Genomic DNA, 26,174 nt, shown 5'->3' with positions numbered 1-26,174 from the left:
TCAGGGAGCCAAGACGGCGGCGATCGCTGCGGGTACGTCGGGCAGGCCGAACCCGAAGAAGTAGCTCATCTCGAGAGTATCTTCGCCATCGGCGTTCATGCAATCGGGAGTAAGAGCGCGCATTCCGGGCGCTACGGTCGCATCCAGGCGGGAAGTGGCCTGAAGGATCGACTTGACTGCGGGGCCTGAGAGCCGCGCATCGCCATCATTCTGGCTTTTATGTGCCCGCTGGATCAAGGCGCAGATGCCCCCCACCTGTGCGGAGGCTCCGGACGTGCCGCCGAACGTCGTGTAATAGCCTCCGCCAATTCCGGGATTGGCTCCGAATGGCACAATCGACGACCATGGATCGGCGCCCCGGTTGTAGCCGAATGCGCCGGCAAGATCGGTCGTCAGCAACGAGAAGTGCGAATACTGATATTCCCGCAGTCCGAATGCCTGATAGTCATGCTGCGCGGCGAAAGGAGAGAGACGATCGATACGCAACTGATGACGATTGAAAACTTCGCCGTCATCGGATGGCGAGACGACTGTAAGCCCCTCGCCGTAATTGCTGTATCCTGAACGGTAGCCCTCGACCGTCACCGCGCCGACTGCGATGACCCCGTTGTCATCGGCAGCCAGACTGGCAGGATAGATCAACTGGCTTTCACCGCTGTTTCCCGCCGCGCAAACGATCGGAATATGGTGGCTGATAGCGACGATGAGCCTCTTGAGGATGTGCCACGCCCGATCAGGGTTTGATCCCTTTTGCGCAGCTTTCGGCTCCAGTTCGGCACCACCATGTTCGGCCAGCGAAATACGGGCGAACAGATCGGCAGCGACCTGATTTTTCCAGCGTTCGAGATCGGCCTTCAATTCGTTCTTCGGAATAACCCGGCTGCGTTTCGGGTCCGGCAGGCCGCGTGGCATGACGATGACGTCGACGCGCTGATGGTACGCGTAGAGAAACGCGGCGATGAACTGCAGGACATCGTCCTCGAAAGACGTCCTGATCGAGATCACCCGCGAGAAGGGATCGACACCGAAATAGGGAAGAACATTGCGATTGGCGCTCGGGCATGGCGTGCCGCCATCACCGTAGAATATGCCTTCGGGGAGAGCCGGCGGGACCTCGTCCTGCGTCGCCGCGGCCGGTTCGCCGACGATCAGCCCGGCGCAGCAGGTGCCATGGGAAGCAAAAAGCGACTCCGGCCGGAACAGCCGGCGGACGACGCCCTGCGACGCCGCATATTCCGCGACGATATCGTCGATATATTCCCGATCATCGTTGGACAGGCCGAGATTTCCGAGCGGAGTGATATCAAGCCCGGCGAAGAACGACTGCTTTTCTTCACGATCGAAGGAGGTGGTCGTATCGAGGATTTCGGCAACGCGCGAGCCGTAACGATGGGTCGTGAGGTCGATCGAGGCCTCCCGGTCAAGCCGCGTCGCCAAATTCGGATGATCGGGCGCTATTCCGACATCGATCAGCGCGACGCGGGCGGGATGGATAGGACCGGCAGCCGCAATCGTATCCCAGACACTTCCCGCGATCTCCGGGTCAGGGACTGGGGACGCGGCGGTCTCGTTTTCGGCCGGCGGTACGATCGGCGGCGAACCGTAATCGGCATCGATGACGCCCAAGGCCGTCAGATGCCAGAGATAGTAGTAGTCCATCGGTACAGCTTGCAGCGCTTCCATGTCGGCGGACGTCATGACCTTCGTTCTCCCCAAAGAATAAAAACCGGCCTCAAACCCATTCGTCGTGGACCGCCTGGAAAAGCGACCCGAACGCATCATGAAGGTATGGGGCGAAGCGACGCGCCAGATCCCGGCCAGCTTGCGTATCGCTCGGATAATGCAATCCGGCCCATTCGCGATTTTCAGCGACGTTCTGCGCGATACGGGCAAGGTCGTCCGTTGCAGGATGTTCAGGCAGGATCGTCGAGAAAGCGAATACGATCGAAAAGCACTGGAAGGCATGGTTGCTGGGATAGGACTCGTGCACCGGCACGGGCAGAAGCGGCCGCAACAGGGATTCGAACTGGTTCGGCCGAAGCCTGTTGAACTGGCTTTTGTAGAGAAGCCCGACATATTCGCAGGCGGTCAGGATCGCCTGAAACAATCCCTCGGTCTGTTCGAACCCGCCGATGTCCTCGATATGCAAGGCGCGGGTGAATTCCGACACGGAAATTGTCGCCTCAGCCTGGATGTCGGGCAATCGCCTCGCTCGCTCACGATCGCGCCGCTGCATGGAAAGCAGCACCGCTGCTTCCAGTCTGGTGTAGTCCGGGCCGGGTGGCGGCAGGATGTCGAGCATTTCCCAGGTAAAGCGCCGCGCGGCCGTAAACGCGTTGCGCGACGGCTGTTGGTGCAATCGACGCAATTCAAACGCCGGAATGAGCTGCGATACGCCGAGGCTTGCGCCATCCATCGTCGACTTGTTTTTGTTCTTATTTTTGTTTTTATTCTTGTTCTTATTGAGCGCGGCCTTGTTGAGCACCGACTTGTTCGCAACGCTCTTGTTGAGGACCGAGGCAGCTGCCATTGTCGCCATCATCAACGGAGGTTCGTCTATGGGGGGACCTTCCTCAGGCAAAGGAGCCGGCGCAGCGGGCGGCGGTGCTAGCGCCTCCGGAAGGGGGGCAGCGACAGGCCTCGGCTCGCATGGGAGAACCGTGTCCGGTTCAACTTTAAATTTATATGAATTCATAAACTGCGCAATCTTTGATTGCGCATCGAAAATTGCTTCCCCTACCATGCCCCAGCCCCCTCAAATAAGACCATCATGAACGTTGCCTTAGCGAATTCTGGCGCCGGCCTTGATCAAGCCGTCGAGCAGCAGCTTTCCGCCGCCGGTGCTGAGCAATGGATAGCCCGTGCCGCGAAACGACGTTATGGAAAACCCGTTTTCAACCTTATCGAGCCGTTCCACATATTGGTTCGCGACCTCCAAATTGCCCGCGTGGGCATGGCTGGAGGCGAGATAGCGCAACAGGCTATTGAAGTTCGGCCGGGAATGCAGCGCATCCTCGCCTGCCGCGATCGCTGCCGCGTGGTCTCCTGCCAACCCGGCGCTGATGCATTTCGTGGTATCGAAGTAATATTTATGGGCGCTGTAGACGCCAAGCTCCTGAACCCACCGTGCCATTGCACTGGCCTTCTCCGGCTGCCCCGCATAGCAGTGCAGCATGGCATAGAGATCCCATCCCAGTGGCAAGGCCGGGTTGAGGCGGATCGACTTCTCGAACAGACCGGCGGCGTAGTCGTATTCCCGGAATAGGAACGAATGAACGTGTCCGACCAGCGCCAAAGAGACGGAATTGTTCGGATCGAGTTCAAGGGCCTTTCGCGCATAGGCCTGGGCCTCTTCGATCAGATGCGCATCCAGCACGCTGAAGCGCTGGCCGACCTGGAATGTGCGGATGAAGGACAACCAGGCGAAGGCAGAGGCTCGCGGCTGATATTGAATCTGCTCCTGCAGCTGCCTTTCCGCTTTTTCGAGATCGCCTCTCGAAAGCCGAAAAATCGCGTTGACCGCATCGATGAAGAGACCATCGCGGCCGAGGCGACCGTCGCCGGCGCTCAGCTCCTGAAACAGCGACAGCTGGTCGACCGCCTGGCTGATCAGCGCCGCGGCGATCCCGTATTCGGACCGCTCCATCTGGGTGCGTCCGATCATACGGCTGCCAAGCCATATGATCCTGTTGTCCAGCAGATGCTTGATCGCCAGCTCTACCAACACCTGACTGCCATCGTACGTCAGCCGCAGTTGAAGACACAGTGGCAGGCCCATTTTTCGATCCGGTTGGCCAAGGTGCGGATCGAAGGAGAGATCGGTAATGCCGAGCCCCAATCCATCGAAGATCGCCTTGGCGAGCAGGTTCTGAAACTGCAAAGCCGCAATCTGTCCGCCATCTCCGGCACCAACAACAATCGGCGGCTGGAGAGCGATGGTCCACTGAATATTGTCCGGGGACGGCGGCTTGTCCGGATCATTGCCTGCAGTGGCCGGGGGAATATCGGTGGGGCGCTGGTCGGGCAAGCCTGTCAAAGGCAGCAGTGCCGATAGCGTGCTGACGTCGCGGCGCGGTTGCTGGCGAGGTTCGAACACGTCGTCGACGCGCCCTTCTTCGATGCGTCGGTACCAGTTCTGCCTCTCGACGGTCAGCCAGTCTTCGAATTCAGGATCGCGGATATCCATGCCTTCGAGCAGTTCATCGGTGATCTGATCCGCCAGGCGCTCGCTGCGGAGCATGTCATCGGTGTCGAGCGCGATGCTGTCCATATCCAGCCACACCGTGTTCTTGTCGGCGATGATGAGATCGCGACACGAACCCAGGGCTTTATGAATATCCAGCAGGGCCTGTCTCAGGCTGGCAGCCGCCTGATCCTCGGAGCGGTCGCTCCACAATTTGTCTCTCAGCCAAACCCGCGAACGTGATCCCCGCGCAGACAGAGCAAGCATTGCAAGGATTGCCTGGGCCTTCTGGGACTTGGGTGTGGCGGATTTCCCTTTGCTGTCGACAAGACTGAATGGGCCAAGCAGGTACATCCGGAACACTGCATGTTTTTCATCCATGCGATCCATCGGTCCAACTCGTGTTGTGCCCCTTTCGATGAAATCATCGAACCCAGGCCGCCCGTCCGACAGGCAGTCTGACACAAAAGCGTCCCTTGACAAGAGCGCGACAGGCGCACTTGTGCTTCGGTAATGCATGCCAGCGTTGTGGCCATCAACGTATTGAAGCATGAAGAGCATCCCAGGAAACCGTGGAATTGCCCTAGCGCGCCGCTGTCAAAGCAGCGTCAAAACAGCGTTAAAAAACGAGGCTTGACGAGTTGCACTGAAGCCGAGCCTTTACATTTTCTCGGATTGGAGGACCGTCGCGTTGATCCGAAACGTCCGGTTTCCCCGAGAGTGCAACCACCCCTCTGACAGCTCAACCATGGTCGAAAGACATCTGCCTGCCCTTCTCAGCGCAGCGGCGGCAACGTGTCGTTTCCTGGAAATGAGGAGCGGCTGATCCCATGGCCAGTTGACCTATAATACAAGGGATCCCTTGGCCATTCATCCTATCCGTTCTCCGTGACAAGCCCCCTAATATTGGTAGGGGTCATCCGCCATTTTGGGTAGGCACGTTCACGGTTTGCAGATCGCTTGCGGCACGTGCTTCTTGGGGTAAGTGCCTTTCAAAGCAGCTCCACCGCATTGCCGCCCACCAGTTTGCGAATATCGGACCTGGGCACCTGCAGGTCGAGCAGGTCGTTGACGATGGCGCGGTATCCTTCGACCGGACGTGGCATCTTCACGAGGCCGAGGTCGGAGCCGAATATCGTCATCTCCACGCCCGCCAGATCCACGAGGCGGCGCAATTCAGTGGCGTCCCACCTGGCTGGACCGCGCTCGTTGGGGATGAACATGCAGATGGAATGTTCCATATAGACGCCAAGCCGGCTCAGTTCCCGGATATCGTCGTCCGAGCAACCGATGACATAGGTGGGATGATTGATCATCATCTTCTTCACCCCGCGCCGCTTGGCTTCCGGATAGAGCACTTTCAGCTCGTCCACCGAGAGATGCCCGCTCGAAAGAATGATGTCGCCGGCAGCGATCACGTCGAGAACTTCATTGGTTTCCTTGGTAAGCTTGCCGTTCTCGTCGAGCACGCTCAGCGGAATGGGCGGCAGCATCGGGTCGGCGCTCTTTGGATAGTTCTTGGTCTCGTTGGCGCTCTTGTCGATATGGTTCGCCGCCGCGAATGTCGGCATCCAGACGATCTTGCCGCCGAGCTTGACCGCGTGATCGACCGCATGCGGATTGATACCGCCGCTCGCATTGTTGAGCGCGACACCGGAATAGAGGCGCACGCCCGCATCCGGATAGAGCGTCTCAAGCAGCTTGGCATGCGCCATGCCAGGGTAGAAATGATCCTTGTAGACCAGGGCGGAAAAGCCGGCTGCGGAGGCCTCGACCATGGCTTCGTAGTGATCCAGCAGCCGCGGGAAGACCGCCGGCCCGCTATGGCAGTGGAGATCGACCGCGCCGACAAGAAGATCGGCGATCTCGGCATTTCGGTCAGTGGTGGCGGCGGACGCTTCGGTCATGCAAAGTACTCCCTTAAGGGCTGATAATCGGATCAGCGTGCGGTGTTGCCTGGCGCGGGATATTCGTTGGCATTCAGCACCCAGCCGGGTTTGGCGGAAAAATCGGCGCGTGGCGGGCTGAAGATGTCGACCAGGACGTTCTTCACCGGGTCCATCGACCGGGACGTGTGGATGGCCGGGGGCGGAATGACGGCGACGGAGGGCGCTGCGCAAAGCTCCGCGTCGTCCGGCCTCCAGGCATTGAGATCGCTGATCCAGGGCCAGCGCAGGTAATGGATGTAGGCGCCCGCGACGCAGAGCGAATACTGTTCGAAATCGTCGTGGAAGTGCGGCGACATCCTGGTGATGTCGCGCGGCCCACTGCCGGGCAGGAAGTTCACCATGATCGTCGAGCAGCGGAAGATGATGCCGAAGCGGCCGGGTTCCGGCGGTACGTCAAGGCTGTATTGACGCAGCTTGTGGCCGCCGACCGGGTCGGGCCAGGGCTCGAACGGCGGGACGTTCGGGTCTGGGCTCAGATAGGAGTCCGCGTTCGAGCATTTGGCGACGAGATCGTCGGCGCGGGTGGTGATCAGCCGGATCACCTCGCCGTCGCCTTTCAGATGCACCTCGCTGTCTCCGGGCGGAACGACGACGAGACAATAGCCGCCAACTACAATGCTCTGACCGTTCCAGAGGACCTCGACCGGCGTATCCTTGTTGGGAAGCAGAACCACATATTCGTCGACCTGGTTGGTCCTGGAAAGCACGAGGCCGGCTTTGCCCCTGGTGTGCGCGACCACAAGGTTCTGGCCCCGCGCATAATAGGTCTCGCTGCCGCCCGTCACCTCCTGCGGCGGGGCATCATAGAAGCGGGCATATTCCGCGCCCTTGTAGGCGGCAGGAGCGGGATTGCTGCGGGCCGTTGCAGTATTGAGCGCCGCCCGTGGGTCGTTTGCTGCGTACATGTCCAATTCCTGACGTGATCGTTTCAGTTGACGGCCGCGCTGAACTCGGCGCGGATCCGGTTGGCGCTGGCGCGCAAAAGGGCCTGGTCGGAGGAAACGATGAAGGCGCTTGCGCCGTCCGCACGGAACGGCGCGACCTCATCCACCGAGCCGACCATGATGCAGATGGGTTTGCCGGCATTGCGGGCAGCCGCCATGATGCGCGCAACAGCATTCTTGACCACCGGCTCGCTCGCCGACTTGGCGCCCAGCGAAACCGTCAGGTCACCGCGACCGATGAATATTCCGTCAAGCCCGTCGACGGCCACGATGGCCTCGATGACATCGATCGCTTCGCGATCCTCGATCATCGCCAGTACGGCGATATCGCGGTCCTGCGCCTCGATATGCGCCCACATGCCGGTCGCGCCGTAACCGCCGGCCCGCGGCGAATTGGAAAAACCGCGGGCCCCGCCGCGATATCGGCTAGCGGCCACCGCGGCGCGGGCGATCTCGACCGAGGCTACATGCGGGACCAGCACACCGCTGGCGCCGCAATCGAGCACCGACTGGATGGCGCTCGGGGCCGACGAGGGCACCCGGACGAGGCCGGCGATATCGTTCGCCCGGCATCCCAGCAGGATCTGGTCGGTCGTGAAACGATCGATCGGCGCGTGCTCTTCGTCAATGACCACGAAATCGAACCCCGCGCCGCCGAAGATTTCCGAGGCATGGCTGGTGGGTGTCTTGACGAATGTGCCAAGCAGTTGCTGAGACGCCTTCAAACGCGCCGTAAACTCCGTCCGTGGCATGCTTTTCCTCCCCGAGGCCGCTTTGTTTCTGTGACTCTGCGGCGTTTGGCGGCATTCGGCGAGGGTCGGCGTGGGGACATTTCAATGACTGAAATACAAACCGACGGACCTGTTCAGCCGATCAGCTTGACCAGCTTGAACACCGCCTGCAGCGACGCGACAGCCTCGTTGCCCACTTCCACAAGCCCGTCCAGGAACACCAGCGTGCGCGTTTTTCGGGTGACGCGACAGCGGGCGATCACGAAATCGAACGGCCGCACGGCCGCGAGGAACTGCACGTTGAGCTGGACCGTGACGGACCGCACCGGCGGTGCATCAGGTTCCTGAGCGCGCGACAAGGTTTCATGGAGCGTGCCGCCCAATGCCTGATCGCAGAAGGTTGCGAGCGCCCCTCCATGCATCACGCGCGCGTTGTTCAGAGTCTGCGGCGTGCAGAGTAGTCCGAAGAGGACCTGGCCATCCTCCTGCTTCTGCCAGAAGGGCCCGACCACATCGGAGAAAGGGTTGGACCGGCGCTTCGTCCAGCCTGCCGCGGCAGGATCGAAGACGGTCTCGGAAACCGGCTCGAGACCATTCATCAGGCGGCCATCCTTGCCGCTTCGAGCGACAGGATCTCGCGGGCTTCCGCCGGCGTCGCGGGCTCTGCCCCAAGTGCCCTGATAATCTCGATCGCGCGTTTGACCAGCGGCGCATTGCCTTCGGACAGAACACCGTGTTCCAGGTAAAGGTTGTCTTCCAACCCGACGCGGCAATGGCCGCCGAGGATGACCGACTGGGCGACCATGGGCATCTGAAAGCGGGAAATGCCGAAGGCAGACCAGATGGCGCCCGGCGGTATCAGCGAGCGCATCAGAAGCATCGCCTCGGTCGTCGCCGGAGCGCCGCCCGGAATGCCAAGGCAGAACTGGAAGAATGGCGGTTGCGGCAGATGCCCGGCCTCGAGCAACCGCACCGCGACGCCCACATGGCCGACATCGAAAACTTCAAGCTCCGGCTTCACACCGGCCGCCTGGATGGATTTCGCCATGGCGATCAGATGCGGCGGCGTGTTGACGATCGCCCGATCGCCGAAATTCATGGTCGCCACATCCAGCGTGCAGATATCGGGGCGCAAGCGCGAAACATGGTCGGTGCGAACGGTGGGAGACAGGACAGGCGGCACGGCAGTCTCGTCCAGTGTCGGCGCGTAGCCAGCACCCGGACCGGCGGTCAGATTGACGATCACGTCCACTCCGGAGCGTCCGATACGCTGCATCACCTCCTCATAAAGTTCGAATTTCATCGAGGGGGCGCCCGTCTGCGGATTGCGGACATGGATATGCACCGAGGCAGCACCGGCCCTTGCGGCTGCAATCGCCTCATTGGCGATCTGCTCCGGCGTAATCGGTACATATTGGCTGTTCCTGGATAATGCACTGCCGCCCGTGACGGCACATGTCAGCACAACCTTACGCTTCATTGGATCCCTCTTTGGGTTGGTCACGATTGGACACAGCGAGGCCTGCCCCGATCGAGCACGCCCAGCGGATCAGTGTTGATTGTGGCTCAGTAGCCGGCGCTATTGAGGTTGCGCATATCCACTTTTATGGCGGATGCGGTCTCGAGCATGGGCTGGATTACGCTCTCCACGATGCGATCGGACGGAACTGCGGTGCGATAGAAGCCGACCCCCATGCAGGCAGAGCAACGCTGACCGTCGAGGATCGGGACAGCCACGAAATCGAAAACCCGCCGCGGTCCGCCGACACGGGCATAACCGCGCTTGCGGGTTGCCCTGAGGTCCCTCAGCACCCGCGCGGCATCGAACGGCTTGCCCTGCCCGCGGCGCTGCTGGGTCAGTGCGTTCAAAAGCAGCGCACGCTCCTCGTCATCGCAGAACGCCAGGTAACACTGCCCCATCGCGGTCAGTTCCAGATCCAGGAACCGGTGCAGCACGGGAAACGGATAGGACCAGGGACTGATCGGCGCCGTGGTAAAACTGACCAGGATGTGGCCGTCGCGCAGCGTTCCGAGGCTCACGGGCCACTTGATATCATTGGTCAACGCCACCGCCCGCGACCGCGCCGCCTCGATCAGCAACGGAGCGCCGCTGAACCCGGACGCAAGCGAGACGACCTTGGAGGTCACGCTATAGCCGCCGACGAAATTGTCGCGGACGACGTATCCTTCGCTGATCAAGGTTTCGAGCATTCTGACGATCGTCGACTTGGAAAGGCCCGTCACCTGATGCAGCGAGCCGATGGTGGCGATACGCTGGGCATTGAGCGCCTGCAGCAGCAGCAGAACCCGGCGGGCGGATTCGACGGGAGCATAGGACGCCTTGTGTTCGTCGACGCTGCCACGCAATGAGTTAGCCCTGCAATGAAGATCGTTATATTTCGGCAGCTGCGGAGATCTGGCCGGTCTCTCCTTAAGCTCGCTATCCAGCATCCAGAACTCCTCCCAGAATTCCCTCTGCACCGGTCTCCCAACCAATGCCTAAGCAAACGGTAGTCCCCGCCGGGCGATGAGGCCAGAGGCTTCTTTTTTTCATTTCAGCAGATGAAATGAAAACGGTCACGATTGCTGCCGGCGGAAGGCCAGCGCGATGGCGCCGGAATAACAGGCGGCAAGCGCCGCGACGCCGACGATGGGAATGACCATGCCGACAAACGTCGCCGCGGTTCCGATGACGAAACTACCGACCGCGGGACCGCCACGGATGATCATGCTGTAGATTCCCATCACGCGGCCCAGTTTGCCGGGCTCACTCTCCAGCTGCAGCAAGGCTTGTCCGGCGATCCCCGCATACATGTTGGCGAACGACATGCAGAAGATCGCAATCAGCGCGAGGTGAAAGCTCGGCGTCAACGCGAGCACCGCAAGGGCGGCGGTGGCGCAAATCGCGGCAAACGCGATACCAAGCAGGCCCCGCGCACTCGGCGGCCGCAGCAGGGTTATCGTGCCTGAGACCACCGAGCCGAAGGCAGAAGCCGCCATCAGCTCCACGAACCCGTCTATGCCTTTCGCGAACAGGGCATCGGAGATTGCCGGAAGCATCTGCAATATCCCATTGACGCTGATCCCGGTCATTCCCAGCAGCCCCAGCGTCGCCAGAAGGCTTTTGTGGCGACGCACGTAACGAAAGCCATCGGCGGTGCCCGATCGCTGAACAGCGTCTGAGGGTCGATCGATACCCTTCTGGACCCGGATCATAGCCAGTGCATAAGAGAAGAAGGCAATTGCCACGGCACTCGCCGCGAAGGTGACGCCGACATTGACTTTACTGATCAACAGCCCGGCGATGATCGGGCCAACGAACCGGGCGAGGTTGAAACTCAGCGCATTGACCGCCACTGCCGCATGCAGATAGTCCGCAGGCACGATTTCCCGAATGAGCGACAACCGCGCCGGCTGTTCGAGACTGCTGGAAATTCCAAGGATCAGGGTGAGCCCGAGCAGCACTTCGACGGTGGTGAGCCCCAGCCACGAGAGCAGGGCCAGCGCCGCGGACTGCAGGATGGCGACCGATTGCGCCGAACGCAGCACCTTGATCTTGTCATGCGCGTCGGCGAGCGAGCCGGCAAAGCTGCTGAGGAAGATCGACGGCAGCATGTCGGCGGCGGCAATCAACCCGAGCCAGAATGGCGACTTGCTCAGCTCCCATGCCAGCCATGCGACGCCGATCTTCTGCATCCACATGCCGAGGACGGAGACGATGCTCCCGATGGCGAAACGGCGGTAATGCGGGTCCTTCAGGGCAAGCAGAGGGTTGTAGCGTCCGACCTTGTCAGCGCTCATCAGCACAGCCGGAAAAATGGAAACTCAGCAGATATTGCAAGTTTCACCTGTGAATATCGGGGTTGGTTGATGGGTGGGAAACGCTGTCCGGCTGTTTGCCGGATTTCGATGAGTTACAACCCGGACGGTCGAGGGGTCCACCTTCGCCGCGCGGCGATTTCACGACATGAAACACGATCGCGCCATAACACGTGGTAAAATCCGCCCGGCAACGATGGAGAAGCTCTCAATCCTCTTCCGCAAAAACGACCCTGCGGCGGTTGCGGATCGCCGGAAAGAGCACCGCAAAGAGTGTCACTGCCGCGACAAACAGCAGGCCGGCGGTGAGCGGCCGCTGGAAAAACACCAGCGGATTGCCGTCCGCCAGCAGCATGGCGCGCCGCAGGTATTCTTCCAGCAACGGTCCGAGCACAAAGCCCAGCAGCAGGGGCGCGGGTTCGCAATCGAGCTTGGTAAGGCCGTAGCCGATAACTCCGAAAATCGCCATCACGACCAGATCGAACGGATTGTTGCCGACACTGTAGACGCCAATCGCCGAGAAACCGATGATCGCCGGAAAAAGGTAGTGGTTGCGCACCGAGAGCAGCTTTACCCACAGCCCGACAAGCGGCAGGTTGAGGATCACCAGCATCAGATTGCCGATCCACATCGAGACGATCACACCCCAGAACAGAACCGGCTTCTCATTGACGAGATTGGGGCCCGGCGCCACGCCTTGCAGCATCAGCGCGCCGATCATCAGCGCCATGATCGCGTTCGAGGGGATACCGAGCGTCAGCATCGGGATGAAGGAGCTCTGGGCGCCGGCATTGTTGGCCGATTCCGGACCGGCAACACCGGCGATCGCGCCGTGGCCGAACCGTTCGGGATGGCGGGAAATCTTCTTTTCCAGCGCATAAGACGTGAAGGACGACAGCATCGCGCCACCACCCGGCAGGATTCCGAGAATGCAACCGAGCCCCGTCCCCCGCAGGATAGGCCAGGCTGACTCCTTGATATCCGCCCAGGTGGGCATGAGGCCGGTGACGCGCGTGGTCAGCACATCCCGCTCCTGCTCCTTTTCATCCTCGAGACCACGCAGGATTTCGGCGATCGCATAGACGCCGGAACCGAAGGCGATAATCGGAATGCCATCCGCAAGGTCAAGCGTGCCGAGCGTCAGGCGCATGCTGCCGGTATAGACATCGGTCCCGACGCAGCCGAGCAGCAGGCCCAGCACGATCATGACAAGTCCCTTCAGTACCGAACCGTGCGCCAGCGCAATCGAGGCCACCACCCCCAGCACCATTAGCGCAAAATAGTCCGAGGGACCGAAGCTGAGAGCAAGCGAGGTCAGCGGCAGCGCGAACAGCGCGATGACAAGCGTCGCGACGCAGCCGGCGAAGAACGAGCCGAGCGCGGCGATGGCAAGTGCTGCCCCTGCCCTGCCCTGGCGCGCCATCTGGTAACCGTCGATGGCGGTCACCGCCGATGTCGCCTCGCCAGGCAGGTTGATGAGGATCGCGGTGGTGGAGCCGCCATATTGGGCGCCGTAATAGATGCCGGCCAGCATGATCATCGAGGCCTCCGGCGCAAAGCCGAACGTCACCGGCAGCAGGATGGCGATCGTACCGAGTGGACCGATGCCCGGCAGCACACCGACGGCCGTGCCGAGCAGGCAGCCGATGAAGCAGAACATCAGATTGGAAGGCTCAAGAACCGCCCCGAAGCCGAGCGCGAGATTGGCAAAGATATCCATGGCGTTTCTAACCCGTGATCAGGTCGCCCCAGAGGGCGATTGGCAGGTTCAGGAGATAATGGAATACCGCCACGCAAAAGACGGTGAAACCGACGGACAGCAGAAGGGATTGGCGCAGGGTGGCAAACCGGCTGGCAAAACTGGAAAAGAAGATCGTCAACGCCACTGCAGCCACCAGACCCAGCGACTGGATGGACGCCGCAAAGATCAGGGGGGACCCCATGATCAGAATGGACGCCTTGACCGGGGCGAACCGCAACGGCTGGGCGCCCTGAGGGATCGGCGTGAAAGCCACGGCCAGGGACAGGAACCCGAGCACGATCGAGAGCATGACGGGAAAGAACCCGGCCCCCATCTCGGCCGCCGTGCCGATCTTCAACGTTTCATAAGCGTAGATGCCGACAGCCACGCTGAAACCTACGAAAATGGCGGCGAAAGTGACATTTCGGCGACTGAGCGGGCGGTGCTGTCGCGTTGCGATGGCCATGCTGTTTTCCTCCTCAACGGCATTCGATCGGTACGATATGGAAATTAGCTCTGAGCCTGCGAGCTGCCCTCCGGCAGCAGGGCCTCCCGCAGATCTGCCGGCATCGTCGTCGTCGGCTCCAGCCCCTTGAACAAATGGGTAAACACCTTCGACTGGATCTTCCAACCATCCGGCCAATCGCGCACGACGACTTCGAGAACGTCCGAAATGCTGTTTGGCCCATTGATGGGCTGGACCGGCAAGCCATCGACCGCATAGATGGTCATGATATATCGGATCGTCGCCCGATCTCGGCTCTCGATCGAAACGATCGGGTTGTTGATCAGATGGCGCGCAACGCGTTCGCCCCGGCTGCGGCGCCAGTCGTAAAACGCCTTTATCTGCCCCCTCCCGACAAAAGCGGAAGGGCCTGACCCGAACACGCCATCTTCGGTGAACATCATATGCGCACCGGCACCCCAATTGGTGTCGACATCGTTCCAGTATTCGGTGACGAGGGACAGGATTTCGGCCTTGGCAGTCAATTCCGCGAGTGCATCCATTTCCGGTTCCAGCTTTTACATGAAGTAGAGTTCGAGGGCATTTCGACCGCCGATGCGTTGCCGCATGACCGGGTCAGGCACCCATTCGGAAAGCGCCGCCACGGTCTCTCCGTAGGTCACGTTGTTTTCGTAGGCGGCAAAGGGCCAGTCGCTCGCCCAGACCAGCCGCTCCCCGCCCGTCCGCTTCACCAACTCCCGGGCGCAATCCACGGCGGTCGAGAGCGGCTTGAACCGGTAACCCGCCGAAAGCTTGACCCAGGTATTGCCACGATCGATCGCGTTGAGGACGAGGCGAAATCCGGGATCGTCCACACCCTTGCCGGCTTCCGGCATGCCCATATGATCGATCACCACGCGCGCGCCTGCTGCCTCGATCTCCTGCATCATCTTCGGCAGTCGATCCGCCCTTTCGATCAGGTGCACGTGCCAGCCGAGATCGGCGACCCGCCGCAACAGCCGGCGATAGTCCGGCGAGGTGATATCCGGCGCCTCCGCAAGCGTTCTCCACATCAGCCGGATGCCGACGAAGCCGTCGTCGCGCATCCGCTCCAGCTCGTAGATGCCGATGGACGGAGAGACGATTGCCGTTGCCCGCAGGCGGCGATATCTGCGCAAAGCATCACGAACGTAGTCGTTGTATTCGCCATGCAAGCTGGCGGCAGCCACGACCCCGAGCGAGATGCCATGGTCGTCGAGCAGCTTGATCAGCCGCTCGGTGCCTGCATCTTCCGGCGGTCGGTGCCAGGCGTCAGGCGCCAGCGGCAGGTCCGCCGTATAGATGTGAAAATGCGCATCCACCAGCGGCGCGTCGGCGGGCCGATGTGACCGGACAAGGGTATCACTCGACATCGGATGCGCTCCCGGATTTCGTCAATCTGCCGGCCGTCGCTCTCTGTTTCGGAGAGACCGAAGGACTATTCGCTCCGGATCTTGTATTTGGTGATGATGTTCCGCCACAGCGCTTCTTCATCGACGACGATCCTGTGGAACTCCTCTGGCGTGGTCGGCGCCGGGACCTGGCCCGCAACGGCGAATTTCCGGATGGCGTCGTCCGACTTCAGATATTCCGTGAGCACGTCGTTGATCTTCTTGACGACCGCCGGGGGCGTACCCTTGGGCGCCATGATGCCTCCCCACGGCACGGCAACGAGATCGAGCCCCGCCTCCTTCAGGGTCGGAACGTTCGGCAGTATCTTGACCCGGTTGGCGGAGATCACCGCGAGCGGCTTTAGAGTGCCCGCCTCGATGTGTTTGATATAGGCATCACCGAGATAATCCACGGAGAGATCCAGGCTCGCCGACAGCATGTCGGTCACGATCGGCGGGCTGCCCTTATAACTGACAAGCTTGATGTCGATCCCGGCCATATCCATGATCGCGGTCTCGATCATGTGACCGTAGGAGCCGATGCCGTTGTTGCCGGCGCTCACCTGCGAGGGGTGCTCCTTCACATAGGTGATCAACTCGCTGAAATTGTTGGCCGGAAAATCCTTGCGGGCCACCAGCACCATGTCGCCGACGGAAAACTGGATGATGTGCTCGAAATCCTGCAGCGGCTTATAGGCCAGCCCGGGCATGGTGTTGGTGAAATTGGCCGCCGGTCCCGGATAGGCGGTGACCAGGGTATAGCCGTCCGGCTTCTGGCGAGCCACGTAGCCCGTGCCGATCGCGCCGCCAGCCCCCGGCTTGTTTTCGACAATGACCGTTTGCCCGATGCCCTTTTCCAGCGCCGCGGCCACCAGCCGCGCCAGATAATCGCTGCCTGCCGAAAACGCGTGAACCAGAGTGACCGGCTTGTCCTTCGGCCATTCCGCCGCCAGCCCGGCACTGCTCGCTGCGTTCACACCCGCGAACGCCAGCAAGGCAAGACCGATGGATGTCAGTATCCTGCGCATTGTCTCTCCTCCCTCAACCCGGATCGGCGCTTCATGCTTCTTGTTCCGGTGGAGATGGATCATAGACGAAAGCAGAGCCTCGGCTATTGCAGTGAGGCATCTGTTTCAAAGGTTGAAATAGGGGTCTGCAACCCGTGGGGGCAGAGCTGCGAATTTCACAATGTCTCGGATAAGGATTTCGGTAAAGCTCATGCCGCCCTGCGGCCTCATTCACCCCAGAGCAAGGCCGGATTCCTGCCGAACGATTTGCATCCTAACCTCGTCCGGCAAGCGCCGGTGAAGTCACGTGCGGACTTCCCGGCCAAGAGAACCACCACTGTAATCTTCATGAAGAAGCGCCCGTTGCTCGTCCAGGGAAAGCTGACCACAGATCAAGGCGGGCGGGATTACGGGCGCATCGGCAACAGTTGGTCAGACAAACGCTAAGTTATTGAGGTAATTTAACTTCTTGTCTCGCTGGAATGCATCAATTTCATACATCGGCATTAAACCCGCAGCTTCCGATAGAGCCTCCTTTATCCGGGGTTGGCGGCCCTTGCCCTCGTCCATATATGTGGCTTGCCTCGTGAGCTCTTTGACGAATGTGCCCTAGGAACATGACGGGGTGCAGCTTGGCCATACGATGCCGCCGTAAAACGATCTCCAGCCTTCAATAGACGGATCAACGGTCGCGTGTGATTACGGTGATATCCAACCCGTGATAAGATATCAAACTAGCAAATATCCAGACCTTCTATTTTCGATGCGGGCTCAGACGCTTTCCCTGCTCTGGACCACGGCGAGCGTCGTCGCCATCGCTCGCGAGGCTACCTCCACAAGCGGAGAGACCACATATTCCAGGATGCGACGGGAGCCCGTTTTGATTTCCACCGTGACCGCCATACCTGGCGTAAGCCCGACCACCACGCCGTCCGCTTCGATGACGTCCCTGCCTGGCCGGAGAGCGCAGTACTAGGCTGATGGCGTCTCGTCGAGCACGCTCAGCGGAATGGGCGGCAGCATCATCTCAAGCAGCTTGGTATGCGCTATGCCGGGATAGAAATGGTCCTTGTAGACGAACGCGGAAAAGCCGGCTGCAGACGCCTCAACCACGGCTTCTTAATGATTCAGCAGCGGCGGAGACCGCCGGCGCGCTATGGCAGTGGAGATCGCGTCAATCGGCTTCGGCTCTCCCTCCGACGATCTACGAGATTTGAAAAGCTAAAGCATCATATTCCAGGAGGCGCACCAGTCAATCTACCGGTTTCTTTGCTCACTGTAATCCGGCTTCGGTTGCGCGACTATTTCTTAATCCGGTACACGACTGGAATCCAACGGCTGTTTAGCTCCGGATAGCAACAACGATCCGCGATCCGCCCACTGGGTACTGCATCCCCGCCAGGATCGTGGAGACCTCGAAGCTCAGGATCGAGCGTAGGATGGCGTTGATAAGACGAGGCGGCTTTGCCTCTAGATCCGGCATCGTCGGCTCACCAACACTCTTCTTGCGTCTCCGTTCCAGAACACGGCTGATGATCATCATCGGTAGGAGCATTGCGCAATAGGATGTGGAATAGGCCACGACGAAACCGTTTCTGGCCAATTTCGCTTCCAGTTCGCCGCGCTTATAACGGCGTTGGTGATACGCAATCTCATCGGCCGTACTCCATAGCCATGGATGCTGCGGGACAGCGATGACCAGGCCGCCCCCCGCGCGCAACGCACGATGCGCGGAGCGTAAGACCGCTTCGTCCTCGGCGATATGTTCGATCACGTCGAAAGCGCCGATGACGTCGAACGCATTTTCCGCCATAATGTGGCGCGCGTCCATCTGCACCAATTCGGCATTCTTTCCCATGCGCTGCGCCGCAACGACAAGCCCCGACGGATGTAGTTCTGAGCCCACCAAATGCTGCTTGGCGCCCTTTCTGGCGAGCGCTGTCAGCACGACCCCGTTTCCGCAGCCGACTTCGAGAACATTTCGCGCCGTTGGAAAGTACTTTTCAATCAGTCCCACAAGCATTCTATTTCGTGGTACGAACCAGAAATGCTCATCCTCGATCTCGGCCAGCATCTCAAAGGACTTCGGATCGAAACCCGAGATCGTATCCGCGAGATCGGGTGCGTACAGTGGTACTCCATCACAGACCGTTGGCGCGTGGCCGCAGTTGAGACAAGCGAAGTTAATGGGCCAAATCGGTTGATTGTCGTCGACGACTGCCGCAGCTCCGCACTTGGGGCAAAGCCTGCGTGGCACGGTTGCCATCGCGTCATAGTCCATCAAAGTAGTCACTGGAAACTCCCGGTAAAGATACTCTAGCGCGCCGTCATTATCCAAAAGGTATAAGGGGGGAAACGCTGCCGGATGAGGTCGCCGGTCACGTCCGAAAATGAGGCCGCGGCAAGCGATGTATAGGCGTTTGGATGGCGAGCATGCTGGCCTCGATCAAGCGACACAAGAAGGCGGGCCAAAGGGTTCTGACGCTCAATATAGGCGCAATCGAGGCTCACCACGCGTCCGCCCGGCTTCACTACCTTGCGCAAAAGTGCATAGAGATGACGAGCCTGCTCATCATCAAGGTGATGCAGAACGGCGCCGACAATGGCGATGTCCACAGGTGGCAGCGTTGATGCCTCGGCTTCACCGAAATAGCCTACGTTGAAGCCGCCGCGGGTGCCATACTTCTTTTTCGCTGTTTCGATATACGCGGGGTTGGGTTCCCAGCCGATATAATCGACGTTCGGAAGATGCTCCAGCAGGTTTGCTGGTCCGCAGCCTATGTCCAACACGCGGTCGCCGGGATTTGCGCGGACATAGGTGTCGGCAAACCATTTGCGATTTCGTTCGGCTTGGAAGATCTGCTGGACGACCTCGTATACGACCGGATGGCGCAAGATGGAAAAGATACCCTGTTTCTCAGACATTGCTTTTTGTTCGCCCCGTAGAGTTGGATATTCGATAGAGGAAAGGCAAATGGGCAAGACCGAGGACGACCATAACCGGCGTGAACAACCTGAGAACGATGGCCGCCGCCTCGGCATGACTCGGCTCGACATTCATTCCGACGAGGATCGCTCGCACCGAAACCTCTTGAACGCCAAGTCCACCCGGAATCATAGACAAGATAGATATCGCCGTGACCGAGCCGACCAGTAGCGATCCTTGCCCAATGGTCAGGTTTACATCGACGGCGCTGAGGATGAGCAACCAGGCTGCCAAAGTCAGCCCCCACTTAAGAATGGTCGTGACCCCAAAGATCGCAAGGCGATATATGGGGATCGGTCGCCCCGAAAAGACTTTCATGCGCCGTCCGAACGACGTGTCAGCTAGTCGGCGAACATAGGCCTGCAGGACCAGCGGAATGGCGAGCCCGACAAAAAACATGAGTATCAGCGCGAGCAGCGACAGAAATGTAGATCCGGAGCGGACGTAAATCAGGCCAGATACCCCCATGGCGGCAATGGTCGCTAGGTCGAGGATGCGCTCAAGCGCGACGTTGAAGGTCGAGTTGCCTATGTTGATGCCGGATTCATGCGCAAACTTCACTTTCAGCAGCTCTCCCAGCTGCAGGGGCGTGACAATCGATGCCCCGATCACGAAAGCGACGTAGCAATAGACGGGGCCGATCACCGCCGAGATCCAGGGGAGCTGGCTGATGGCGATCCAGCGGGCGGCGCAAACTGCAAATACCAAGATCGTCACTATGGACATCATGCAGAGAAGCCAGCCAACGGGTACCGCAGGCAAGATAACCGCCATTTTGCGCCAATCGAATTGGTAAAGGGCAAAGCTGCAGGCAGCAACGGCGATAGCGACTGGCCAAGAGCGTCTAAAAACTCGTCCGATCATGCCAGCCCAACCGACGCGATTTGCGCAGTTCTTTGGTTCAGGCATGGCTTGTCAATCTTATACATTCGATGCGTCACGTATGGATCCGTCAGAATGCTAAAATAGCATTGCCAATTACAAGACACTCCTACCAAGCGGTGTTAGCCGGAGAGCGCGACACCTGAGGGCCGATTCGATACTTCAGCCTATGTTGTGCGACGGCAACGATCGTTATATCGGAACGCGCATCCATGCCAGACCATTTTTTTCGAAGCCCAGTCCCATATTCACCTTTTGACCTTTGTTTATTTCGAACGAGAGGTCTCAGTTCACCTCTGTGGGCGTTCCCAAGTAATTGATATCGCAGACGTCAGTCAGCGTGGGATCGGTGCGGTACAGATGTTGACGGAGCGAGGCGAAACACGGAACTGCGGAGCCGCTTCTCGATGACTGGAGCCGCATTCATAAAACATGGGGAAATCGCAGCGCTTCTCCAAGAGGCCGTCTTCCCGGGCCTTTGTAAAGGCCAGTTGGTTATGGGTGAAGCAAAACGAAAAAAGCCCTTCCGAGGGGGCCTTCATGGTAGGCTTTTAAGCTCAGTAGCGCGGAATCTGTCAAAACGTTACTTCGCAGACAAGTCGTCTCTCGCTCGCCATATATTGGCCCCGCAATACCAAATCTACGCTGGGTAGCGGCTCCAGGTACTGGCGATAAATGAGTATGTCACCGTTCAGGTGTTCGTTTTCGACCAGATAGCTGACCTTCTCGCGAAACGCATCGAATTGGCAGCCTTCTTTGCCGATCACCCCACGCCTAAACCTTACCGTGTGCCCATAATAGACCCGGTCAGACCTGTGAGCTGCTAGTCGCTTCCCGTCCTCGGTGAATATAGGAAGAAGCTGTTCGAGGCCATCCTTTGTCTTCCTGCTGAGGGTAAACCAGTTCTCAGCCATGCGAAGATCGGTTGAATTAAACACGTTGATTGGACCGACTCCGTAGATTCCGACTGCGTCCGTCGGCGCCGCAACGGATTTCTGGATTTCCCGCAAGACCTTCGGAGGGTTTGTCACCACGTACGGCAGAGGAAGCGAAATTACATAGCATGCAAGCAGGATCATTACATGAGAGAAGACAGTGGAGATAGGATCACCAGGGACGATATCCTTGTGGACTATCTGACCTGTTTGCAACAGCGTATGCTCTGGCTTTGGCGTGGGGATTTGGCATACGCCGAACATCCTCGTCCGGCGCTCGGCAACGAACCTGTAGATTGCGGGGCCGCCCAAGTACCTACCAATTATGAGCAACGGATGGAGCGGCAGCAAAAGGAACACGTGCTGCGACAAAAGCACGTAGAACTCGTAACCTTTGACTGCCTTCCCGTTGCTGGCATCCACCGCGTAGAGATCCTTTTGAGCATCATCAGGGTCGATACCGACTTCGAGAAGCCACGGAATGTTTTTGGACAGCGGCTTAAGTTGGACCCGTCTAAATAGATCGACGGCCTTTACGAACGTTACCGTTCTATCGCACAGATTGCATCGGTCATCGTACGCGACCTGCAGCCTGTCTACACCACTGATGAACGTCTTGGTCCAAAACAAGGCTGCCAGGAACAGGAACTCGAATTGAGCCAGCCACCCGAGCTGTAGGACGAACAGGCTAAGCCCGAAGAACAGCAAGGCCCATACAATTACATACTTGCGAAACACTCCGCCTACAAGCACAAACGGCAGCAGCAGAAGATACCACGGCAACATCGCCCAGAGTGATACCCGCGCCAGGAAAACCGGGATCGGGCCTTGCGAAAGCAACCAACTAAACTCAGCAGAATATCTGGACATGAAGTTGTTGGTGAGCAGCATTGGACCCGCCCAGCCTGTCATCCATGCTGGCTCGGCCAGGTGAATCGAAAGCGAGTACAAGCACACGCACCAGTAACAGGCGAGCGTCATCAGCTTCGCGAGCTGCAGTCCGGATTCACTTGGCAGTCGGTTGTCATAGTAGAACGCCGAGATGGCCTTTCCCGCGAAGGTGCCTCTTTTCATCAGCACTCGATCGAGCGAAAAGTTCGCACCGGCGTTTGCAAAGATCAGGAGCACTGAAAGCATCGCTGCGATATAGTTCCCCAGTGTGTACGTGCTGAGCAGGGCGTCTCCCATCTGCCATTGGAAAACGATCAGGTACACGAGCGCGGATTGCGTGCAGAGGCCGAATGTCACCAAGACAGCGCACAACAATCCCGTCATGGAAGTCAACCAAACAGTTGGCTGCCCCCAATCTGAGGGCTCAAGATAGGCTAATATCCAGAAGGCCCGCTCGGTCATGAAGAGTCCAAATGCGATGCGTATGAGCGCGAACTTCGGTGCTTCTTGCTCTGGGTTTGACGCGAAGGCCCCACGTTTAGTGAGCCAGTGCGCGAGGCCACTAAGCACGGCCGCAGCCTTCACCCTGATAACTGGGTGTATGCCGAGGACAAACAATCCGATCAGTGTCGAGAAGAATCCCAAAGAACGCTTCCCGAACGCGTCCCAGGTTCCAGTAGACACGACCAAGGAAAGAGCAATGATAAATACAAGGCTCGTTACGACGGTCCCTTTGCTGCGGTGCACGTGCAAAAGGGATTTCATCCCCGCTGACATTTCCGTCGCATCAACCATGCCCATCCGTCGCCTTCAGTTTCTTCGCAAAGTCTCAACTGGGGCTTATTTAAAGGTGCCAAAGGGACTGCGAAACCGCTTGCTTCTATGACTGCTGTACAGGCGAACGCTTACTTTAAAATCTTACGAAGCTCAAGGTGAGACGGCGAGAGCCCACAGGCGGTTTGTCACCATTACGGCCAGTAATCCTGGTTTGTGGCGAAGTCGGCGGGGAAGGGCCCACATCCTTCAGCGCCAGAGCGGCCGGAACGACGACAACTGAATTCGCGGCTCCCAAGCGGTCCGCGCTGGCTCCACGGGCGCCGATTCCAATGAAGGCAAGGATCGGATCTGTCAAGCCGGAATCATCAAAAACGGATTATATAATGGAAGCGGCAATAGCACCAATGGCTTATAATGGTGCCCGGAGGCGGATTTGAACCACCGACACGCGGATTTTCAATCCGCTGCTCTACCAACTGAGCTATCCGGGCATCGAGGCCTGCGGCCTTCCGGCCGAGGCCGGCGGGGGTCGTTTCCCCCGGAGCGAGCGGGGTTATAACATCTTGTTCGGCCATGTCCAGCGCCAGAACCCACTTTTTTGACAGGTTTGCGAAAATCGCTAATTCCTGAACAAAAACAGGCGCTACCTAACCGGCTCAGTCGTCCGAACCGTCGGCCTTGGTCTCGTCGTCCGAGACCGGAATGGCGTAGGAACCCGTCAGCCAGCGCGACAGGTCCAGCGTGCGGCAGCGGTCGGAGCAGAAGGGATAATGGTCGCGCGCCGACGGCTTGCCGCATTCCGGGCAGGGCCTCGTCTTCCTGAGCGGCTCGACCTTGCCGCCGGTCTTGATCGGTTCGGATGTCATCTTTGAATACTCCTTTCTACAGGGGGGCGTGGCGCTTCGGCAGCTTTTGATTGCCGAAGACACCCTGCAGGCGCAGCCGGAGCACCTTTCGGCTTGCTCTATTGGCCTGCGCCGTCCGAACCAGCCTTTTCAGCCTTCCGGCCAGGCTGCCGCCACGTCGAAGCCTTCGCCGGTCAAAAGCCCGGTCACCTCGAAAAGCGGCAAGCCGACGACATTGGTGTAGGAGCCGACGAGTTTCTGGACGAACGATCCGGCAATACCCTGGATCGCGTAGGCGCCCGCCTTGCCGCGCCATTGCCCGGACGCGATATAGTTGTCGATCTCGCGGGTGGAAAGCCGCTTGAAGCGCACCTTGGTCTGCACCACCTTCTGGCGGAACTGGCCGCCAGGGGTGATCAGGCAGATGCCGGTATAGACCCAGTGGCCGCGCCCGGAGAGCAGGTGCAGGGCAGACGAGGCCTGCTCCGTATATTCGGTCTTTTCGAGAATGCGGCGACCGACGGCGACCACCGTGTCGGCCGACAGGATATAGCTGTGCCGCCAGGCCGGATCGTTGCGGATGGCGCCGAGCGCCGCTTCGGCCTTTTCCGTCGAAAGCCGGCGGGCGAGCGAGCGCGGATGTTCGGATTTCTTCGGCGTCTCGTCGATATCCATCGGCATCAGCCGCGCCGGCGCAATGCCGGCCTGGTTGAGGAGGTCGAGACGGCGCGGAGAACCGGAGGCCAGTATCAGCTTTTGTTCCAGCGCCATGAGAGCCCGCCGCGAATGAAGGGATTTACTTGAAGCGGTAGGTGATACGGCCCTTGGTCAGGTCGTAGGGCGTCATTTCGACAAGCACCTTGTCACCGGCGAGAACGCGGATACGGTTCTTGCGCATGCGGCCGGCGGTATGGGCGATGATCTCGTGTTCGTTTTCGAGCTTCACGCGGAACGTCGCGTTGGGCAGGAGTTCGGTCACGACGCCCGGGAATTCGAGGACTTCTTCTTTAGCCATCTATAGTTTTTCTTCCTGTGTTGGGTTGGGCCGGCAACGCTTTTCGCGCCCGCCCGGAAATTTGCGCGGAAACTACACAATCGTGTCCGCTTTGTGAACCTCGCTTGCGCGCTATTCTCAATGTCGTTTCAAGTCACATCCGGCAGGCCGTTTCAGGCGGTCTCGGCGGGGTGCCGACTGATGCCGGAAAGCCGCTCGTCGATCAGCCGCCAGAGGTGGTCTCGAACCTCCCGATAGGCATCGAGCATCTGGTCGCGGGTGCCGGTCGCAGCGGTCGGATCCATGGTCGGCCAATAGACCACGTCGACGGCATTGGCCCGGGTCAGTTCCAGCGCAGCATGGTGGGCTTCCGGCGTCAGCGTGACGATCAGGTCGAAAAAATCGTCCTCGAGCTCTTCGAGCGTACGCGGCTGGTGGCGGCCGATCGAAAGACCGACCTCCTCCAGCACCGCATCCACGAAGGGATCGCGCTCACCGGAGCGCACGCCCGCCGACTGGACGTAGATATCGGGTGGCAGCAGCCGCTTTGCAATGGCCTCCGCCATCGGCGAACGGATGATGTTGAAGCCGCACATAAAAAGGATGGCGCCCGGTCTTTTGGTTTTGGTCTCCGGCGCGAGCACTGCCTCCATGCTCAACCGCGCCAGTAAAGCACGCAGACCAGCGTGAAAAGCCGGCGGGCCGTGTTGAAATCGACGCGGATCTTGCCGTCCAGCCGGTCCATCAGCGTCTGCGAGCCTTCGTTGTGGACGCCACGCCGACCCATGTCGATCGCCTCGATGCGGCTCGGGGTCGAGGAACGGATCGCCTCATAATAGCTTTCGCAGATCATGAAGTAGTCCTTGATGATCCGCCGGAAGGGCGTCAGCGACAGGATATGGGTTGCGACCTCGTCGCCCCTGTCGGTGGTGATGCCGAGCACCAGCTTGGCGTCGACGAGCGAGAGCTTCAGCTTGTAGGGGCCGCCGGCATGGCCGAACGGCTCGAAAGAGTTTTCCTCGACCAGGTCGAAGATGGCGACCGCCCGCTCGTGCTCCACATCGGGCGTCGAACGCCCGATCGAGTCGTCCAGGACGACATCGTAAAGCCGGAAGTCGCCCCGCCCCATCCGTCAGCCCTCGTCGTCGAGGGGCAGGCCGTTCAGGCGGATTGCGACGGAACGGGCGTGCGCATCGAGCCCTTCGGAATGCGCAAGCGTGATCGCCGCCGGCGCCAGCTGGCGGAGCTGATCCGGCCCAAGCCGCAGGATGGAGGTGCGCTTGACGAAATCCAGCACCGAAAGGCCGGAGGAAAAACGGGCGGAACGGGCGGTCGGCAGCACGTGATTGGAGCCGCCGACATAATCGCCGATCACTTCCGGCGTATGGCGGCCGATGAAGATCGCACCGGCATTGCGGATGCCGGGCAACAGCGCGTCGGGATCGGCAACGGCGAGTTCCAGGTGCTCGGCGGCAATCCGGTTGGCGAGCGGCAGCGCGGCCTTGAGGTCCGGCACCAGGATAACGGCGCCGAAATCGCGCCAGCTCGCCGCGGCGGTCTGCGAACGCGACAGGGTTTTCAGCTGGCGCTCGACGGCCGCCTCCACCGCCTTGCC

The 26,174-nt window shown here is 59.7% G+C and carries 27 protein-coding genes and 1 tRNA gene; 1 reads left to right on the top strand and 27 read right to left on the bottom strand.

All coding sequences use genetic code 11. From position 1 onward, the window contains the following. The 15 genes from MOV63_RS21625 to MOV63_RS21555 form a co-directional block, all read right to left on the bottom strand. Positions 1 to 1,698, bottom strand: a complete 1,698-nt coding sequence (locus MOV63_RS21625) for a S8 family serine peptidase (protein WP_247036695.1) — start codon at positions 1,696 to 1,698, stop codon at positions 1 to 3. Between the two features lie 34 nt (positions 1,699 to 1,732). Beyond that, entirely contained in the window at positions 1,733 to 2,743 is a 1,011-nt protein-coding gene (locus tag MOV63_RS21620; protein ID WP_247036693.1) for a phosphatase PAP2 family protein, read from the bottom strand. 39 nt (positions 2,744 to 2,782) lie between these two features. Next, positions 2,783 to 4,573, bottom strand: coding sequence for an SARP family transcriptional regulator (locus tag MOV63_RS21615; protein WP_405029363.1), 1,791 nt, complete (start codon positions 4,571 to 4,573; stop codon positions 2,783 to 2,785). A gap of 602 nt (positions 4,574 to 5,175) precedes the next feature. Further along, positions 5,176 to 6,090 (bottom strand): DUF6282 family protein, encoded by a 915-nt coding sequence (locus tag MOV63_RS21610; protein WP_247036691.1) that lies wholly within the window; start codon positions 6,088 to 6,090, stop codon positions 5,176 to 5,178. Between the two features lie 32 nt (positions 6,091 to 6,122). Continuing rightward, positions 6,123 to 7,037: a hypothetical protein gene (locus MOV63_RS21605; protein ID WP_247036689.1), complete on the bottom strand. Its 915-nt coding sequence runs from the start codon at positions 7,035 to 7,037 to the stop codon at positions 6,123 to 6,125. A 23-nt stretch (positions 7,038 to 7,060) separates the two neighbouring features. Continuing rightward, entirely contained in the window at positions 7,061 to 7,828 is a 768-nt protein-coding gene (locus tag MOV63_RS21600; RefSeq protein ID WP_247036687.1) for an HpcH/HpaI aldolase/citrate lyase family protein, read from the bottom strand. A gap of 113 nt (positions 7,829 to 7,941) precedes the next feature. Further along, positions 7,942 to 8,406 carry a PaaI family thioesterase gene (locus MOV63_RS21595; protein ID WP_247036685.1) on the bottom strand — a complete coding sequence of 155 codons (465 nt, stop codon included), beginning with the start codon at positions 8,404 to 8,406 and terminating at the stop codon, positions 7,942 to 7,944. Beyond that, the gene (locus tag MOV63_RS21590) at positions 8,406 to 9,287 is read right to left on the bottom strand and encodes a 3-keto-5-aminohexanoate cleavage protein (RefSeq protein ID WP_247036683.1); all 882 of its coding nucleotides are present in this window, start codon (positions 9,285 to 9,287) and stop codon (positions 8,406 to 8,408) included. Before MOV63_RS21590 ends, MOV63_RS21595 begins: the two co-directional genes overlap by 1 nt. Positions 9,288 to 9,373: 86 nt before the next feature. Next, complete coding sequence (locus tag MOV63_RS21585; protein ID WP_080719327.1) at positions 9,374 to 10,258, bottom strand: helix-turn-helix domain-containing protein; 885 nt, start codon at positions 10,256 to 10,258, stop codon at positions 9,374 to 9,376. Between the two features lie 126 nt (positions 10,259 to 10,384). Beyond that, positions 10,385 to 11,608 (bottom strand): MFS transporter, encoded by a 1,224-nt coding sequence (locus tag MOV63_RS21580; RefSeq protein ID WP_258719260.1) that lies wholly within the window; start codon positions 11,606 to 11,608, stop codon positions 10,385 to 10,387. A 226-nt stretch (positions 11,609 to 11,834) separates the two neighbouring features. Beyond that, the gene (locus tag MOV63_RS21575; protein ID WP_247036678.1) at positions 11,835 to 13,346 is read right to left on the bottom strand and encodes a tripartite tricarboxylate transporter permease; all 1,512 of its coding nucleotides are present in this window, start codon (positions 13,344 to 13,346) and stop codon (positions 11,835 to 11,837) included. A gap of 7 nt (positions 13,347 to 13,353) precedes the next feature. Further along, positions 13,354 to 13,833 (bottom strand): tripartite tricarboxylate transporter TctB family protein, encoded by a 480-nt coding sequence (locus tag MOV63_RS21570; RefSeq protein ID WP_247036676.1) that lies wholly within the window; start codon positions 13,831 to 13,833, stop codon positions 13,354 to 13,356. A gap of 44 nt (positions 13,834 to 13,877) precedes the next feature. Next, complete coding sequence (locus MOV63_RS21565; RefSeq protein WP_247036674.1) at positions 13,878 to 14,375, bottom strand: nuclear transport factor 2 family protein; 498 nt, start codon at positions 14,373 to 14,375, stop codon at positions 13,878 to 13,880. 15 nt (positions 14,376 to 14,390) lie between these two features. Further along, positions 14,391 to 15,224, bottom strand: coding sequence for an amidohydrolase (locus MOV63_RS21560; protein WP_247036671.1), 834 nt, complete (start codon positions 15,222 to 15,224; stop codon positions 14,391 to 14,393). Between the two features lie 65 nt (positions 15,225 to 15,289). Next, the gene (locus MOV63_RS21555) at positions 15,290 to 16,270 is read right to left on the bottom strand and encodes a tripartite tricarboxylate transporter substrate binding protein (protein ID WP_040124553.1); all 981 of its coding nucleotides are present in this window, start codon (positions 16,268 to 16,270) and stop codon (positions 15,290 to 15,292) included. A gap of 33 nt (positions 16,271 to 16,303) precedes the next feature. Here MOV63_RS21555 and MOV63_RS21550 point away from each other — a divergent pair, with 33 nt between their 5' ends. After that, positions 16,304 to 16,696 carry a hypothetical protein gene (locus tag MOV63_RS21550; RefSeq protein ID WP_247036669.1) on the top strand — a complete coding sequence of 131 codons (393 nt, stop codon included), beginning with the start codon at positions 16,304 to 16,306 and terminating at the stop codon, positions 16,694 to 16,696. A 525-nt stretch (positions 16,697 to 17,221) separates the two neighbouring features. On the opposite strand, the gene MOV63_RS21545 is transcribed toward MOV63_RS21550, so the two are convergent. The 12 genes from MOV63_RS21545 to MOV63_RS21490 form a co-directional block, all read right to left on the bottom strand. Further along, positions 17,222 to 17,362 (bottom strand): hypothetical protein, encoded by a 141-nt coding sequence (locus tag MOV63_RS21545; RefSeq protein WP_247036667.1) that lies wholly within the window; start codon positions 17,360 to 17,362, stop codon positions 17,222 to 17,224. 229 nt (positions 17,363 to 17,591) lie between these two features. Further along, positions 17,592 to 18,542, bottom strand: coding sequence for a methyltransferase domain-containing protein (locus tag MOV63_RS21540; protein ID WP_247036665.1), 951 nt, complete (start codon positions 18,540 to 18,542; stop codon positions 17,592 to 17,594). A 23-nt stretch (positions 18,543 to 18,565) separates the two neighbouring features. Next, positions 18,566 to 19,174 carry a class I SAM-dependent methyltransferase gene (locus tag MOV63_RS21535; RefSeq protein WP_247036662.1) on the bottom strand — a complete coding sequence of 203 codons (609 nt, stop codon included), beginning with the start codon at positions 19,172 to 19,174 and terminating at the stop codon, positions 18,566 to 18,568. Beyond that, positions 19,167 to 20,144, bottom strand: coding sequence for a lysylphosphatidylglycerol synthase transmembrane domain-containing protein (locus MOV63_RS21530; protein ID WP_247036660.1), 978 nt, complete (start codon positions 20,142 to 20,144; stop codon positions 19,167 to 19,169). Before MOV63_RS21530 ends, MOV63_RS21535 begins: the two co-directional genes overlap by 8 nt. Before the next feature lie 548 nt (positions 20,145 to 20,692). Next, complete coding sequence (locus tag MOV63_RS21525) at positions 20,693 to 22,744, bottom strand: thiol-disulfide oxidoreductase DCC family protein (RefSeq protein WP_247036658.1); 2,052 nt, start codon at positions 22,742 to 22,744, stop codon at positions 20,693 to 20,695. Positions 22,745 to 23,135: 391 nt separating this feature from the next. Beyond that, positions 23,136 to 23,211, bottom strand: a tRNA-Phe gene (locus tag MOV63_RS21520). 165 nt (positions 23,212 to 23,376) lie between these two features. After that, positions 23,377 to 23,586 carry a DNA gyrase inhibitor YacG gene (gene yacG, locus MOV63_RS21515; RefSeq protein ID WP_046607348.1) on the bottom strand — a complete coding sequence of 70 codons (210 nt, stop codon included), beginning with the start codon at positions 23,584 to 23,586 and terminating at the stop codon, positions 23,377 to 23,379. 129 nt (positions 23,587 to 23,715) lie between these two features. Next, positions 23,716 to 24,336: a Maf-like protein gene (locus MOV63_RS21510; protein ID WP_247036656.1), complete on the bottom strand. Its 621-nt coding sequence runs from the start codon at positions 24,334 to 24,336 to the stop codon at positions 23,716 to 23,718. Between the two features lie 25 nt (positions 24,337 to 24,361). Continuing rightward, positions 24,362 to 24,580, bottom strand: a complete 219-nt coding sequence (gene infA / locus MOV63_RS21505) for a translation initiation factor IF-1 (protein WP_004435948.1) — start codon at positions 24,578 to 24,580, stop codon at positions 24,362 to 24,364. 152 nt (positions 24,581 to 24,732) lie between these two features. After that, positions 24,733 to 25,212, bottom strand: coding sequence for a low molecular weight phosphatase family protein (locus tag MOV63_RS21500; protein ID WP_040124542.1), 480 nt, complete (start codon positions 25,210 to 25,212; stop codon positions 24,733 to 24,735). Between the two features lie 2 nt (positions 25,213 to 25,214). Then, entirely contained in the window at positions 25,215 to 25,688 is a 474-nt protein-coding gene (locus MOV63_RS21495; RefSeq protein WP_040124541.1) for a UPF0262 family protein, read from the bottom strand. Positions 25,689 to 25,691: 3 nt separating this feature from the next. After that, positions 25,692 to 26,174 (bottom strand): histidinol dehydrogenase (locus MOV63_RS21490; RefSeq protein ID WP_247036654.1); only part of this gene is annotated, 483 nt, incomplete at its 5' end.

The organism is Neorhizobium sp. SHOUNA12A (assembly GCF_023006505.1).
Classification (GTDB): Bacteria; Pseudomonadota; Alphaproteobacteria; order Rhizobiales; family Rhizobiaceae; genus Neorhizobium.
This window is presented reverse-complemented; position numbering and strand designations above follow the sequence as displayed.

What these genes read in the sequence shown, in the direction of transcription:
- MOV63_RS21535 (WP_247036662.1), bottom strand. Translation starts at nt 19,174, where the DNA reads ATGTCTGAGAAACAGGGTATCTTTTCCATCTTGCGCCATCCGGTCGTA.
- MOV63_RS21610 (WP_247036691.1), bottom strand. Translation starts at nt 6,090, where the DNA reads ATGACCGAAGCGTCCGCCGCCACCACTGACCGAAATGCCGAGATCGCC.
- MOV63_RS21575 (WP_247036678.1), bottom strand. Translation starts at nt 13,346, where the DNA reads ATGGATATCTTTGCCAATCTCGCGCTCGGCTTCGGGGCGGTTCTTGAG.
- MOV63_RS21510 (WP_247036656.1), bottom strand. Translation starts at nt 24,336, where the DNA reads ATGGCGCTGGAACAAAAGCTGATACTGGCCTCCGGTTCTCCGCGCCGT.
- MOV63_RS21620 (WP_247036693.1), bottom strand. Translation starts at nt 2,743, where the DNA reads ATGGTAGGGGAAGCAATTTTCGATGCGCAATCAAAGATTGCGCAGTTT.
- MOV63_RS21615 (WP_405029363.1), bottom strand. Translation starts at nt 4,573, where the DNA reads ATGGATCGCATGGATGAAAAACATGCAGTGTTCCGGATGTACCTGCTT.
- MOV63_RS21590 (WP_247036683.1), bottom strand. Translation starts at nt 9,287, where the DNA reads ATGAAGCGTAAGGTTGTGCTGACATGTGCCGTCACGGGCGGCAGTGCA.
- MOV63_RS21595 (WP_247036685.1), bottom strand. Translation starts at nt 8,406, where the DNA reads ATGAATGGTCTCGAGCCGGTTTCCGAGACCGTCTTCGATCCTGCCGCG.
- MOV63_RS21525 (WP_247036658.1), bottom strand. Translation starts at nt 22,744, where the DNA reads ATGGGCATGGTTGATGCGACGGAAATGTCAGCGGGGATGAAATCCCTT.
- MOV63_RS21565 (WP_247036674.1), bottom strand. Translation starts at nt 14,375, where the DNA reads ATGGATGCACTCGCGGAATTGACTGCCAAGGCCGAAATCCTGTCCCTC.
- MOV63_RS21600 (WP_247036687.1), bottom strand. Translation starts at nt 7,828, where the DNA reads ATGCCACGGACGGAGTTTACGGCGCGTTTGAAGGCGTCTCAGCAACTG.
- MOV63_RS21555 (WP_040124553.1), bottom strand. Translation starts at nt 16,270, where the DNA reads ATGCGCAGGATACTGACATCCATCGGTCTTGCCTTGCTGGCGTTCGCG.
- MOV63_RS21605 (WP_247036689.1), bottom strand. Translation starts at nt 7,037, where the DNA reads ATGTACGCAGCAAACGACCCACGGGCGGCGCTCAATACTGCAACGGCC.
- MOV63_RS21580 (WP_258719260.1), bottom strand. Translation starts at nt 11,608, where the DNA reads ATGAGCGCTGACAAGGTCGGACGCTACAACCCTCTGCTTGCCCTGAAG.
- MOV63_RS21550 (WP_247036669.1), top strand. Translation starts at nt 16,304, where the DNA reads ATGCTTCTTGTTCCGGTGGAGATGGATCATAGACGAAAGCAGAGCCTC.
- MOV63_RS21570 (WP_247036676.1), bottom strand. Translation starts at nt 13,833, where the DNA reads ATGGCCATCGCAACGCGACAGCACCGCCCGCTCAGTCGCCGAAATGTC.
- infA (WP_004435948.1), bottom strand. Translation starts at nt 24,580, where the DNA reads ATGGCTAAAGAAGAAGTCCTCGAATTCCCGGGCGTCGTGACCGAACTC.
- MOV63_RS21560 (WP_247036671.1), bottom strand. Translation starts at nt 15,224, where the DNA reads ATGTCGAGTGATACCCTTGTCCGGTCACATCGGCCCGCCGACGCGCCG.
- MOV63_RS21495 (WP_040124541.1), bottom strand. Translation starts at nt 25,688, where the DNA reads ATGGGGCGGGGCGACTTCCGGCTTTACGATGTCGTCCTGGACGACTCG.
- MOV63_RS21625 (WP_247036695.1), bottom strand. Translation starts at nt 1,698, where the DNA reads ATGACGTCCGCCGACATGGAAGCGCTGCAAGCTGTACCGATGGACTAC.
- MOV63_RS21530 (WP_247036660.1), bottom strand. Translation starts at nt 20,144, where the DNA reads ATGCCTGAACCAAAGAACTGCGCAAATCGCGTCGGTTGGGCTGGCATG.
- MOV63_RS21500 (WP_040124542.1), bottom strand. Translation starts at nt 25,212, where the DNA reads ATGGAGGCAGTGCTCGCGCCGGAGACCAAAACCAAAAGACCGGGCGCC.
- yacG (WP_046607348.1), bottom strand. Translation starts at nt 23,586, where the DNA reads ATGACATCCGAACCGATCAAGACCGGCGGCAAGGTCGAGCCGCTCAGG.
- MOV63_RS21585 (WP_080719327.1), bottom strand. Translation starts at nt 10,258, where the DNA reads ATGCTGGATAGCGAGCTTAAGGAGAGACCGGCCAGATCTCCGCAGCTG.